Annotated in this window: 8 protein-coding genes; 3 read left to right on the top strand and 5 right to left on the bottom strand. The window is 46.1% G+C overall.

The window, feature by feature from the left end; genetic code table 11:
- Positions 1 to 255: 255 nt before the first annotated feature.
- Positions 256 to 465 (bottom strand): hypothetical protein, encoded by a 210-nt coding sequence (locus JGK07_RS07850; RefSeq protein WP_293182595.1) that lies wholly within the window; start codon positions 463 to 465, stop codon positions 256 to 258.
- Between the two features lie 151 nt (positions 466 to 616).
- On the opposite strand from JGK07_RS07850, the gene JGK07_RS07845 reads away from it, so the two are divergent.
- Together JGK07_RS07845 and JGK07_RS07840 are read left to right on the top strand one after the other, a co-directional pair.
- Complete coding sequence (locus tag JGK07_RS07845) at positions 617 to 6,883, top strand: PAS domain S-box protein (RefSeq protein ID WP_293224261.1); 6,267 nt, start codon at positions 617 to 619, stop codon at positions 6,881 to 6,883.
- A gap of 290 nt (positions 6,884 to 7,173) precedes the next feature.
- Entirely contained in the window at positions 7,174 to 8,484 is a 1,311-nt protein-coding gene (locus JGK07_RS07840) for a cytochrome P450 (RefSeq protein ID WP_293196731.1), read from the top strand.
- Positions 8,485 to 8,892: 408 nt separating this feature from the next.
- Here the strand turns inward: JGK07_RS07840 and JGK07_RS07835 are convergent, their stop codons facing one another.
- On the bottom strand, positions 8,893 to 9,489 hold the full coding sequence (locus JGK07_RS07835; protein WP_293211350.1) for a chorismate lyase: 597 nt from the start codon (positions 9,487 to 9,489) through the stop codon (positions 8,893 to 8,895).
- A 275-nt stretch (positions 9,490 to 9,764) separates the two neighbouring features.
- Here JGK07_RS07835 and JGK07_RS07830 point away from each other — a divergent pair, with 275 nt between their 5' ends.
- The gene (locus tag JGK07_RS07830; RefSeq protein ID WP_293224259.1) at positions 9,765 to 11,387 is read left to right on the top strand and encodes an NAD(P)/FAD-dependent oxidoreductase; all 1,623 of its coding nucleotides are present in this window, start codon (positions 9,765 to 9,767) and stop codon (positions 11,385 to 11,387) included.
- 130 nt (positions 11,388 to 11,517) lie between these two features.
- On the opposite strand, the gene JGK07_RS07825 is transcribed toward JGK07_RS07830, so the two are convergent.
- From JGK07_RS07825 to JGK07_RS07815, 3 genes are read right to left on the bottom strand one after another with little or no spacing between them, the layout of a single operon-like run.
- Positions 11,518 to 11,856, bottom strand: a complete 339-nt coding sequence (locus JGK07_RS07825) for a XisI protein (protein WP_293182604.1) — start codon at positions 11,854 to 11,856, stop codon at positions 11,518 to 11,520.
- Positions 11,844 to 12,260 (bottom strand): XisH family protein, encoded by a 417-nt coding sequence (locus tag JGK07_RS07820; protein WP_293182606.1) that lies wholly within the window; start codon positions 12,258 to 12,260, stop codon positions 11,844 to 11,846. The genes JGK07_RS07825 and JGK07_RS07820 overlap by 13 nt, the downstream gene beginning before the upstream one ends.
- A gap of 2 nt (positions 12,261 to 12,262) precedes the next feature.
- On the bottom strand, positions 12,263 to 12,814 hold the full coding sequence (locus JGK07_RS07815; RefSeq protein ID WP_293182608.1) for a cupin domain-containing protein: 552 nt from the start codon (positions 12,812 to 12,814) through the stop codon (positions 12,263 to 12,265).
- Positions 12,815 to 12,965 lie beyond the last annotated feature (151 nt).

The raw sequence follows: 12,965 nt of genomic DNA, 5'->3' as shown, positions 1-12,965 counted from the left end.
GGTAGTATGAAATTTGGTTGAATTTGACGGAGAGTGCGGGTTTTTCAACCAGCAGTCAGAGAGTTCCCCGCAGTATTTTAGTACATCAAACCGGGTCATAACTTACGCAAAAAGTGGTTTGACAAGATACTCTTACGCGGTAATGTGCTTCAGGCGCACTCTAGATAATTAAATTTTGCGTGCTGGACTAGCTAGATTAGGCCAAATGTCCAATGACCAACAGCAATATCTAGTCCATTATTAAAGATAAACCCTTTATGCCCTTACAAAAAATGATAAAAGCCGCACCGCAGCTAAAAAAATATTACTCGCTAATTCCGTAAATACACTTAATTTTATGGTTGTGTTGCATAAAATAAGGAAAAAATGCCAATGCTTGATTTCGCCAGCTAGAAAAAATTTACCCGAAAGAATTGGTTGAAAGCCCCAAGCCTGCTCGGGAGAAATTAAAATCAGACTATTCATTACTCCAATCCTCGGACTTAAGGGTAGAGGTAGCTCTCAAATAGTCAACTGTCAACTGTCAACTGTCAACTGTCAACTGTTGAAAGTATTTTAACATCTTTAGAGTTGTTTTTAAGTCTTAACTCATCAAAAATTAAACTTATTCAAAAAAATGAAAGATCTAGTTCATATAGAAGAATCACAAAACACTAAATTGTTTAAATTCCTGCAACTATTATTGATAAAATTAACGGCAGCAGTCACCAGCAGACAGAAGGCAGAATGCAGTATGCAGTATGAACAAACAATCAGCCTCGCGACGATCGCCTCAGGCAGTGTATTCTCAGTTGCGAGTGTGGTACTGCTTGTATTAAACGGGTTGCTGGTAACAGGCGGAGGCGATGGTTTGTGCAAGAGCCAACTCGCCCTGGGATGTTTGGCTGTAGCCAATATTGTCATGTTGGTGGTGTCCGCGCGATCGCACGCCTCTGCTGTCTGGGCCTATAACGATCGCCAATCCAGCAAGTTCAACCAGGGCGATCGATTTTTTAGCCTGTCGCCAGATATGCTCTGCGTAGTTGCTTTTGACGGTTATATTAAGCACATCAACCCAGCAGCCGAAAAAATCCTCGGCTATTCCCCAGCCGAAATGGTGGGCAAACTCTTCATTGAATTCGTCCATCCAGGCGATCGCGAAACTACTCTAAAACAAGCTGAAAGGATTGCTGCGGGGAATAATATCGTTGGGTTTGAAAACCGCTGGCTGTGTCGCGAGGGGTCTTACAAGTGGATAGCCTGGACTGCTAGCCCTTTCTGCGAAGAAGAATTGATCTATGCTGTCGCCCGCGACGTTACCGATCGCAAACTCGCCCAAGAGTCGCTCCAGCACAGCAATTCAATCTTGCGTTCCGTGATTGAAAGCACGCCGGATGTCATTTTTGTCAAGGATATTCAAGGCCGCTACGCGATCGGAAATTCTGCCCTAGCTAATTTTTTTGAAAAACCTATTGAGGCAATTATAGGCAAAGACGATACAGAATTATTTCCCGCTGAAATAGCCAAAAGAATGATAGATTCAGACATCGAAATTCTAGCATCAAGAATACATTTCAATCAGGAAGAAAATCTCCATATAAATGGACAAATGCAAACATTTCTGACAGCAAAATGCCCTTGGTACGACTCGGAAGGAAATGCGATCGGCATCATTGGTATATCACGCGACATCAGCGATCGGAAAGCAATAGAAGCAGCACTACAAGAAAGTAACATCCTCTTTGAAAACGTCATCGAAAGTACAGGCGACAGCATTTTTGTCAAAGATATTCAGGGCCGCTACCTATTGGTCAATTCTACGGTTGCGGGCATGATTGGCAAGCCAAAATCAGAAATTTTTGGCAAAAATGATGCCGAATTATTTCCGCTGGAGATTGCGAATATGCTGGCGGAAAATGACCGCCGGATCTGGCAATCTGGGATTGAGGAAAGCATCGAAGAATTAGTAAAAGATAGTGAGGGCAACATCCTGACATTTCTTTCTACCAAAAGCCCTTTGCGCGATCGCTCTGGAAACATCACGGGCGTGGTGGGAGTTGCTCGCGATATTAGCGATCGCAAACAGGTAGAAGCCGCCCTGCGGCGCAGCGAAGAGCGGTTGCAGCTAGCTCTTTGGGGTTCCGACAGCGGAATGTGGGATTGGAATATAGTTACTGACGAAATGTATTGCAACCACGAGTACAGTGCTTTGTTGGGCTACGAACCAGACGAACTACAAGCAAATGCGATCGGTTTGTCACAGCTAGTTTATCCCGACGATTTACTGGTATTGAACCAGAAATTAAATGCCTATTTGGAAAATCCAGAAAATGGCTATGCTGTTGAGCATAGAATGTTAGCTAAATCCGGCGAATTTAAATGGATTTTGGCGCGGGGGAAAGTCGTAGAAAGAGATGAAAATAATGCTCCGGTGAGAATGATTGGCACTATTTCTGATATTGGCGATCGCAAACAAGCCGAAAAAGCTCTCCAAGAAAGCGAGCAAAAATATCGGTGTTTAACTGAAGCCACCTCCCAAATTATTTGGGATACTACCGCCGCAGGCGAAGTTGTCGCCGAACAAACAGGATGGAGTGCATTTACGGGAGCGACTTACGACGAAATTAAAGGATGGGGGTGGCTCAATAACATCCATCCCGACGACAGAGAATATACTGCCAGGATGTGGTCTGAGGCACTTGCCGATCGCACCTTATTCGCAATAGAACACCGCTTGCTGCGGCACGACGGCGAGTACAGGTATATGACCGTGCGCGGTATACCCGTATTGAATGCAGATGGCAGCGTTCGCGAGTGGGTTGGCATCCACTCCGACATTACCCCAGCCCGCCGCGCCGAGGCAGAAATGCGGCAGCAAAAAGAATTTCTGAGCAGCATCTACGACAGTGTGAACTACAGTATTTTCGTACTAGATGTCGGCGCAGACGAAGAATTTCGCTACGCCGGCTGGAATCGAGCAGCAGAGTTACTCAGTAACATCAGCAAGGAGGAAGGATGCGGCAAAACTCCAGAAGAACTTTTCCCAGCATCTACGGCAGCGTTTTTCCGGCAGAAATTAAGAGAATGCCTGCTAAAAAATAGCTCTCTTTCTTACGAAGAATCTGTTAGTCTTGAGACTCAAGAAGTCTGCTTTATCACAACTCTGACTCCGCTGCGAGACGAATTTGGGAAAATTTGTCGCATTGTGGGAAGTGCTACCGACATTACAAAACGCAAACAAGCCGAAGCACAATTGCGCGAACAAGAAGAATTTTTAAACAGCATCTATAACGGATCGAATCAAGTTATTTTCGTGGTAGATGTCGCCGCCGGAGAGTTCCGCTATGCAGGCTGGAATGCAGCTACAGAAGCATCTACAGGCATTTTGAGTGCTGATGTCAAAGGCAAAACTCCCGAAGAAGTGTTTCCCCCAGCAGTAGCAGCAAATTTTCGGCAAAGATACGTCGATTGTTTGGCCGCAGACAGCTCGATTTCTTACGAAAATAGCGCCGAATTGGCAGGTGTAGAAAATTGGTTTATCGTAACTATGACGCCCCTGCACGATGCCTCTGGCAGCATCTACCGAATTATTGGTAATTCCACCGACATTACGGATCGAAAACTTGCAGAAGCAGCGCTGCAAGCTAGTCAGCATTTTGTTGAGCGCATTGCCGATACCAGTCCGAATATTCTCTATGTTTACGACGAAATAGAGCAGCGAAATGTGTACGCCAACCGCGAAATCACCGACCTCCTGGGCTATACAGTGGCAGAAGTTCAAGAAATGGGCAGCAATCTGTTGCCGACAATTATCCACCCTGAAGATTTAGCTAAATTTCCCAGATATATCCAGCAAATAGAAAATGCTCCCGACGGCGAGGTGGTTGAGTACGAATATCGGGTACTCGACAGACAAAATAGTTGGCGCTGGTTAGTCAGTCGCGATATTGTATTTAGCAGAACAGAGTCGGGCAAAATCCAGCAGCGTCTCGGTGTTGCTGCCGACGTTACAGATCGCAAATTCGCAGAACAAGCTTTAGCAGAACAATTGAAACTTTCTTCATTCACAGCAGATGTGGGAATTGCTCTGACTGAAAACCGCACTTTACCTGCAACTTTGCAAAAATGTACCGATGCAGTTGTGCGCCATCTGGATGCTGCGTTTGCTCGGATTTGGACGCTCAATGAAGAGGGAAATGTCTTGGAATTGCAAGCAAGTGCGGGGATTTATACTCACATTGACGGCGCTCACAGCCGCATTGCGGTCGGCGAGTTCAAGATTGGTTTAATCGCCCGAGAGCGACAACCTCACCTCACTAATTCTGTGCAAGAAGATGCCCGAGTCAGCGACAAAGAATGGGCGAAACGAGAAGGAATGGTGGCTTTTGCTGGATATCCGTTGATTGTTGACAATCAGTTGGTGGGAGTAATCGCCATGTTTGCTCGCCAGGAGTTGACGGAATCTACACTGATTTCTTTTGCGTCAATTGCCGATTCGATCGCCCTGGGAATCAAGCGCAAACAAACAGAACTTGCTCTCGCCGCCCAAAAGCAAACTTTGAGGGGAATTATTGACAATGCTCCCATCTGGGTGTGGATGGCAAATGCTAGCGGGCGGATGTTATTAGCCAACAAAACTTTCTGCGAAGATGTAGCTATTCCCGAAGAGAAGTTCTTAGCAGCCTCTCACTATTCCGAAGTTTTTGGATTAGAAGCATCTGCTAACTGCATGGTATCAGATGCACAAGCCTGGAGCCAAGATCCTCCCTGTTATTCTGAAGAATTGCTCCAGTTGGTTGACGGTGAATACCACCAGTTGGAGATAATTAAAACTCAGGTCAAAGATGATTGCGGTAATGCGATCGGCTTGATCGGTTTGGGTTTGGACGTAACGAAACAAAAAGAAGCTCAAAGACAGTTGCAAGAGTCGGAAGCGAGATTCCGCAAATTAGCAGAGCAGGAAGCGCTGCTTAACCAACTAGCTAGCAACATCCGCAAATCTCTCGATTTAGACACTATTTTGGCCACAACTGTGCAGCAAATACGTGAATTGCTGCTGCTCGAACGGTGCATATTTATCTGGTATATAACCAACGAAACATCAGCATTTTGGAATGTAGAATACGAGGCAAAAAATGATGAACTACCTTCCTTGCTGGGTGTATTTCCGGCTAACTTGACTGGTTCTAAAGCCGAGCGAATTGCCAATATTGAAATAATTCGGGTGGATGATTTTAAAAATGTTACCGATCCAGTAGAGCGGAATTTTTTCATGTGTATAGGATTACAGTCTATGCTGGACATTCCCATTCAGACATCTTCAGGTAAAATAGGGGTAATTTGCTGTAGCGCTTCTAGCAGCATCCGGTGTTGGAGCGATGAGGAAGTGGAACTGTTAGTGGCTGTGGGCAATCAATTGGCGATCGCCATTAATCAAGCCGAACTTTACGAAACATCTCGCCTCGTCGCCGCCGAAGCTTCATCAGCAGCCATGAAGCAAAAATTGCTCAACCAGTTAGGCAGTCAAATCCGCGCTTCTCTCGATTTAGATACTATATTAGCAACAACTGTGCACCAAATTCGCGACTTGCTGCAACTCGATCGCTGCTTGTTTATTTGGTATGTATCCGATGTCGAGATACCCGCTTGGGATGTCGTCCACGAAGCTAAAAATGATGACTTGGTCTCGCTTGTGGGTTATTATCCTGCTAACCTAACGGGGACTCTGGTACAAAAAATAGCCAAATCGGAAATCTGCCAGATAGATGATGTTTCAATTTGGAGCGATCCCATAGAAAGAGAGTTCTTTTTGCAGCTGGGTTACAAATCTATGTTGGATTTGCCAGTCAATAGTGCAGGGGGTTTAATTGGTGTTGTAGACTGCGTGGCTTGTCGCGAGATGCGGAGGTGGACACAAGACGAAGTGGATTTGCTATCGGCAATTGGCGATCAATTGTCGATCGCCATCAGCCAATCCGAACTCTACACCCAAAGCGTCGATTCAGCCCGAATGGCGCGAGAACAAACTGCCCAACTAGAAGCAACTCTGTGCGAACTTAAGCTTGCTCAAACCCAGCTCGTGCAAGCAGAAAAAATGTCGAGTCTCGGTCAGATGGTAGCAGGAATTGCCCACGAAATCAATAACCCAGTCAGCTTTATTTTTGGCAATCTTACCTACACAGAAGAATACACCACAAACCTGATGAAACTGCTGCAAATGTATCGAGATGAATACCCGGAACCGACCGCAGCTATTCAGGAGGAAGTAGAGGCATTAGAGCTAGATTTCTTGTTAGACGACTTGCCAAAAATGCTGTCTTCGATGCAGGTGGGAGCAACTCGCATCCGAGATATCGTGCGGAGTTTGCGAAATTTCTCTCGCCTTGATGAATCTGAAATGAAAAAAGTTAACATTCACGAAGGCATCGACAGCACGTTGATGATTTTAGAACACCGTCTGAAAGTTCAGCCCGTTAGCGCAGCGGGTACGGAGTACCATCGCCCAGCAATTCAAGTCGTTAAAGAATACGGACAATTGCCGCTGGTAGAGTGTTACGCCGGACAATTGAATCAGGTGTTTATGAATATTATAGCGAATGCAATTGACGCTTTACAAGAACCGCTTCCAAATTCAGCAATTATCCGCATTTCTACAGAGGTAGAAGGTAATTTTGCTGCGATTAGAATTGCTGATAACGGTGCAGGTATCACCGATCAAGTCAAGCAGCGGATATTTGATCCGTTCTATACTACAAAACCGATCGGTTCGGGGACGGGAATGGGTTTGGCGATTTCTCATTCTATTATTGTCGAAAAACACAAAGGTGAAATCAAGTGTTTCTCTGTGGTGGGGAAAGGCACTGAATTTACGATCAAGATTCCGATTCAAAGAAGAGAAAATTAAATAGGTTCTATAGGGTTAACTCTTAGGTACGTAGTTGCGCTTCAGCGCTCTTTCGGGTGCATCTGGCGCAAGGCGAATATATCCGTATGGGCTATAGCATGACCTCGGTGAATATGAGATGATAACTAATAACTTATATGCGGTCATGCTTCGCCCTCTTCCTTGCGCCAGATGCACCCGCTCTTTCATATGTATAAAAGCGCTGAAGCGCAACAACGTACCTTTATACAGTTGCGTAAATTCAGTTAATATGATATGAACAATCTAAAATCTGAAATCTGAAATCTGAAATGACATTACCTCCAGGCAATTTGGGTTTACCGCTAATTGGCGATACCCTCAACTTTTTACAAGATGCTCAATTCGCCAAAAAACGCCACCAACAGTACGGGCCAATTTTCAAAACCAGCATCTTCGGACAGCCTACCGTGTTTGTGTCCGGCTCAGAGGCGAATTTGTTTGTTTTAAGCCATGAAAATCAATATTTTGTTATGAGTTGGCCTCCGAGCATGAAAGCGCTTTTAGGGCCGCTTTCCTTGGCGCTGCAAACGGGTTCGGAACATCAAAATCGGCGCAAGCTGCTGTACCAAGCGTTTCAACCGCGAGCTCTGGCGGGCTACATCGGCGGGATGGAAGATATCACTGGGCGCTACTTGGAAAGATGGACGCAGATGAGCGAGTTTGCGTGGTATCCCGAACTGAGAAATTATACTTTTGATGTTGCTAGTAAGTTGTTAGTTGGGATTGATGCTGGTTCGGAGACGGCGCTGGGACATTATTTTGAAACTTGGTGCGAGGGTTTATTTTCGATTGCTTTAGATGTGCCGTGGACTAAGTTTGGAAAGGCGAAAAAGTGCCGAAAGTTACTGTTATCAGAACTTGAAAAGATTATTCGCGATCGCCAACAAGATATGGGAGAAGGGAATGATGCTTTGAGTTTGCTGATTTCGGCTCGCGACGATGACGGAAACAATTTGAGTTTGGAGGAGTTGAAAGATCAAGTGCTGCTGCTGTTGTTTGCGGGACACGAGACTTTGACTTCGGCGATCGCCTCTTTTTGCCTTCTCCTAGCTCAAAACCCCGATGTGATGGCAAAAGTTCGCGCGGAACAACAGCAGTTTTCGGCAACTGAACCGCTAGACTTGGAACAGCTCAAACAAATGACTTATTTGGAGCAGGTGATGCGAGAAGTGCTGCGGTTGGTTCCGCCGGTGGCAGGCGGTTTTCGTCAGGTAATTCAGGCTTGCGAGTTCGGCGGCTACGAAATTCCCCAGGGTTGGAGCGTGCTTTACGAAATCAATCAGACCCATCAGGATAGCTCAGTTTATCCCGAACCCGATCGCTTTGACCCCGATCGATTTAGTTTGGAGCGATCGACAAATGCTAAACCTTTCAGTTACGTGCCCTTCGGCGGCGGTTTGCGGGAATGTTTGGGGAAAGAATTCGCGCGGTTAGAGATGAAACTGTTTGCGGCGAGGATGGTTCGAGAGTGCGAATGGGATTTGTTACCGGATCAAGATTTGAATTTAATCCGAGTACCGACTCCACACCCGCGTGACGGTTTGCGAGTGAAGTTGCGGCGAAAAATTGCAGGTTCGTAGTGAGGACTTCAGTCCGCATTCAGGTTCGTAGTGAGGACTTCAGTCCGCATTCAGGCTCGTAGTGAGGACTTTAGTCCGCATTCAGGTTCGTAGTGAGGGGAGCATCTCAGTTTTGCATTTATAGTGCGAGCGTCCCCGCTCGCGTATGCTACAAATCGCGAGCGGGGACGCTCGCACTATAATAAAAAAAATGCTTTTTGCAAAATTGAGATGCTCCCAAGCGTGAGGACTTTAGTCCGCATCTATCCGAGGACTAAAGTCATCACGCTCCGGTGCATTTGGTTTTTGAAGAGGGCGAAGCATGACCGCAGATAAGTTATTAGTTATAATCTCATATTGACCGCGGTCATGCTTCGCCCCTACAAATATATTTGACAAACCCAGATGCACCTGCGATCGCCTACAATATTACAACTCCATCGGCCCCAAATACTTAGTCAAATAAGGCGAAAACACCTCATAAATCAGCGTCAGCGGCTTCCCGTGATGCCAAAACAAATAGTGTCGCCCCCAAAAAGGCCCCGACTCTTGAAAAGCCGACTCCAAGGCCACCGACTCACCGCAATAAATGCCTTGCACATCGCGATACAATTCTGTTCGCAGGCGCGCTAAACTTGCCCAAATTGGCAAAGATTTATTTTCCAAATATTCATCTACGTGACTCGCTTCCCACCAAGAAGTCGCGTAGGCGAGGCGCTGTCCCGAAGCTGTACGCAGCCACACTTGACGGCGCAGGCGCGGCCCTGGAACCGCCACAATTTGTGCAGGCGCGCCGTCTGCATCCTCACCCACTAAGGACATATCGATCACATCTACTTCTGTGGGTTCCCCTGTCAGCAGTTGCAGGTGACGGGTGGGGGAACCGTCGCCCAAGAGCAGTATTTGCCATGCGGGTGCTAGCTTGGTGTGGGGTAAACCCTTCTGTACTGCGTCTTCTGCTCCTTCCCACAGGGGGTTGAGAGCGTGCCAGGTTTGGCTGTTTTTTGGTGTAAATGTTGCAGTCAAGGGTCTTTACAAAACTTAATTTTTTGTTTATTATAACGCTTCTGCAATCTACAGTTTAAATCTGTTTAGAAACGGGTTCTCCGGCCCGTTCCACAATAAAATTGAGTTTTTGTGGAACAGGCATCTTGCCTGTTTTGAGAATGTTACGGGCTCTCCGGTCCGTTCCACAATAAAATTGAGTTTTTGTGGAACAGGCATCTTGCCTGTTTTTGAGAATGTTACAACATCTCAGTTAAATCCATTACCCAATCCGTTGCCGAACTTCTTTGCCCTATATGTTACGAATAACCGAAATCAAACTTCCCTTAGATCATCCTGAAGATGCGATCGCCAGCGCCCTTCTCAAAAAGCTGCAAATTCCCCCCGCAGAATTGCTCAGCTATACCATCTTCAAACGCAGCTACGACGCTCGCAAAAAAGCCGAAATTGTTCTTGTCTATATTGTGGATGTCGAGACAACACAGGAAAACGAACTTCTGCAACGCTTCAAAAAAGACCCTCATGTCATGGTGACGCCAGACACGAGTTATCGCTATGTAGCCCAAGCCCCCAGCAATTTGACGACAGTTCGGCCCATTGTGATCGGTACGGGGCCGTGCGGTATGTTTGCAGGGCTGATGCTGGCACAAATGGGGTTTCGCCCGATCCTTTTGGAACGTGGCAAAGCTGTGCGCGATCGCACGGCTGACACCTTTGGATTTTGGAAGAAAAAAATAGAATTCAACCCAGAATCTAACGCCCAGTTTGGGGAAGGCGGTGCGGGAACTTTTTCGGATGGCAAGCTCTACAGCCAAGTTAAAGACCCTCAGCATTACGGGCGCAAGGTGCTGACAGAACTTGTGAATGCGGGTGCTTCACCGGAAATTTTATATATTAATAAGCCGCATATTGGTACGTTTAAATTGGTGGGAATTGTCCAAAGTATTCGCGCCCAAATTGAATCCTTAGGCGGTGAGATTCGGTTTCAAACTCGTGTCGAAGATATTCATATCGAAAATGGCAAAGTGCAGGGAATTACTACAGCCAGCGGAGAATATATTGCTAGTAATTATGTAGTTCTGGCGGTGGGACACAGCGCCCGCGATACTTTTGAGATGTTATTCTCGCGCGGTGTTTACATTGAGGCTAAGCCTTTTTCGATTGGTTTTCGGGTGGAACATCCCCAAAGTGCGATCGATCGCTGTCGTTTTGGCGATCGGGCGGGCCACAAGCTTTTAGGTGCCGCCGATTACAAACTGGTTCACCACTGTGCAAATGGTCGTTCTGTCTACAGTTTCTGTATGTGTCCCGGCGGTTTGGTAGTGGCGGCGGCGTCGGAACCGGGGCGACTTGTGACGAATGGGATGAGTCAATATTCTCGCAACGAACGCAATGCTAACAGCGGGATTGTGGTGGGTATCACGCCGGAAGATTATCCGGGTCATCCGTTGGCGGGAATTGAGTTTCAGCGTCGCCTAGAAGAACGGGCATTTGAGTTAGGAGGTGGCACTTACAACGCCCCTGGGCAGCTTGTGGGAGATTTTTTGGCGAATCGCCCTTCGATCGCCCTAGGCGCTGTGCAGCCTTCTTATACGCCCGGAGTTGTGATGACTGATTTGAGCGCAAGTTTGCCGGATTTTGCGATCGCAGCCATCCGCGAAGCACTTCCGGCTTTTGACAAACAAATTAAAGGATTTGCGATGGATGATGCGGTTTTGACTGGAGTGGAAACGCGCACTTCTTCACCAATTCGGATCAAGCGCAAAGACGATTATCAGAGTTTGAATACTGAAGGGCTTTATCCTGCGGGGGAAGGTGCGGGATATGCGGGTGGAATTCTGTCGGCGGGGATTGATGGGATTAAGGTGGCGGAGGCGGTTGCTTTGAGTATTTTACAATCTTTAAAGCACAAAGTTTGAGGTAGGATTAACTAAGATTTTGCACAATGTCAATTAGCCTTTTATGAACAGGCAAGATGCCTGTTCCACAAAGATTAAATTTCTTGTGGAACAGGCATCTTCCCTGTTGCTGTTGATGTAACATCTCAGATCAACCAACTGCAAATTCGGTGTATTGTCGGACATGAGGTGCATGATAGGCTAGCACAATTTCCTGGGATGGGACGCCTCGTGCTATTAATTGATTGGCGATCGCCTCTTCAGTTCCGTCATGCTGTACCCAAATTTTCCCATCTTTAATGTCTACATGAATTATGCAGCCATAAATTCGAGTGTTACTATCTTTCCAACCCACATGAACCAGTTGATAGCGATCGCTGACTAAATCGAAAATTGTCTCGCTGGAAACTGGATCGTGAGGCGATCGCCTCTGAGATCGTTCAGTTAGCAATTCCTGAATATATTGACGATACAAACTTACTTTATCCATTCAGAAATCTCCTGTTTTTCGGTGTCGTAAACTAAAAGTGGAATTTGATTGCGTTCAATTACCGTTTGAATAAATGAGTATTTGAAAAATTTTCTGTGAATACCTAATGGAATTGCCAGGTAAAGAGTTCTCTCTGGATCGTCAAATTCTAATGCAATCCGATAGTTGATAAATTGTCCCACTGCGGTATGAAACTCTGAAATCGTCGATGGTGCCAAAAACGTTTTGATTTCAATCGCAATTTTTTCATTATCCTTTGTAGCTGCTAATAACTGTTCTGCACCCAGATCGATATAAAAATCAACAAATCCGAGATCGATATGATAAGGGTCATCGGTAATTGTCCAACCCTGATTTTCGAGGGCAGTTTTGACGAGTTCGTGAAACTTATCTTTAGCTGGCATATTTAAACAGTAGCTAATTGCGATCGAATTTGAGTATCCGTATATTCCGGTGTCCAACCGACCGTGGTGGTAAAATAGCGCACAGCTTTAACTTTCCGGGCTGCTGTCAAATAAAACCAGTGTTCCGTATTCGCTGGTACGTTGATAAATTCTTCGGGCTGTACAGTCACTTCTACTTGACTACCGTCGGGACGCACAAAACCGAAAATTCCTTCTCCTGCTACAATGTAGCGGACTTCATCGTCAGCGTGAATGTGACACTTGTCGAATTTGGAGAGCAGAGTGTCGAGGCTTGGAATGTCTGGGTGTAGTACAATTAAGTCGCGGGATTGATAGCCTGCGCTTTCCTTGAGTTGCTGAAAGTAGCCGTCGAGGGCTTGTAGCACTTGCTCTTTTTGATTGTCGTCGATCGCATCGAGAGCCAGCAATTCCCGAATTTCTGGGTTGTCACCCACCGGCCAACTATTGAGTTGAATGTTCAAAGGAGCAAGTTCGCGGGTAATATCGCTCAGTTGAGTATAGGTTCTACCGTTTTCGAGTCGCAGGATAGCCATTTTTGCACGTTCCTATTTTTGATTAACAGACACAGCGAAAGACGCTTGTCGATCGCGCCTGTACAATAAAAACAATTTTAACTCACATTTTGCAGCATTCTCAGGCAAGATGCCTGTTCCACAAGAGTTGAAGATTTATCGCGATAAGATT

It is taken from the genome of Microcoleus sp. PH2017_24_DOB_U_A (assembly GCF_020738205.1).
Classification (GTDB): domain Bacteria; phylum Cyanobacteriota; class Cyanobacteriia; order Cyanobacteriales; family Microcoleaceae; genus Microcoleus.
The sequence above is the reverse complement of the archived record's forward strand: the minus strand, read 5'-3'. Positions and strand labels throughout refer to the sequence as shown.

Bases quoted from the DNA above. Each gene is read 5' to 3' on its own strand.
- JGK07_RS07820 (WP_293182606.1), bottom strand. From the start codon at position 12,260: ATGCCAGCTAAAGATAAGTTTCACGAACTCGTCAAAACTGCCCTCGAA.
- JGK07_RS07830 (WP_293224259.1), top strand. From the start codon at position 9,765: ATGTTACGAATAACCGAAATCAAACTTCCCTTAGATCATCCTGAAGAT.
- JGK07_RS07845 (WP_293224261.1), top strand. From the start codon at position 617: ATGAAAGATCTAGTTCATATAGAAGAATCACAAAACACTAAATTGTTT.
- JGK07_RS07840 (WP_293196731.1), top strand. From the start codon at position 7,174: ATGACATTACCTCCAGGCAATTTGGGTTTACCGCTAATTGGCGATACC.
- JGK07_RS07815 (WP_293182608.1), bottom strand. From the start codon at position 12,814: ATGGCTATCCTGCGACTCGAAAACGGTAGAACCTATACTCAACTGAGC.
- JGK07_RS07825 (WP_293182604.1), bottom strand. From the start codon at position 11,856: ATGGATAAAGTAAGTTTGTATCGTCAATATATTCAGGAATTGCTAACT.
- JGK07_RS07850 (WP_293182595.1), bottom strand. From the start codon at position 465: ATGAATAGTCTGATTTTAATTTCTCCCGAGCAGGCTTGGGGCTTTCAA.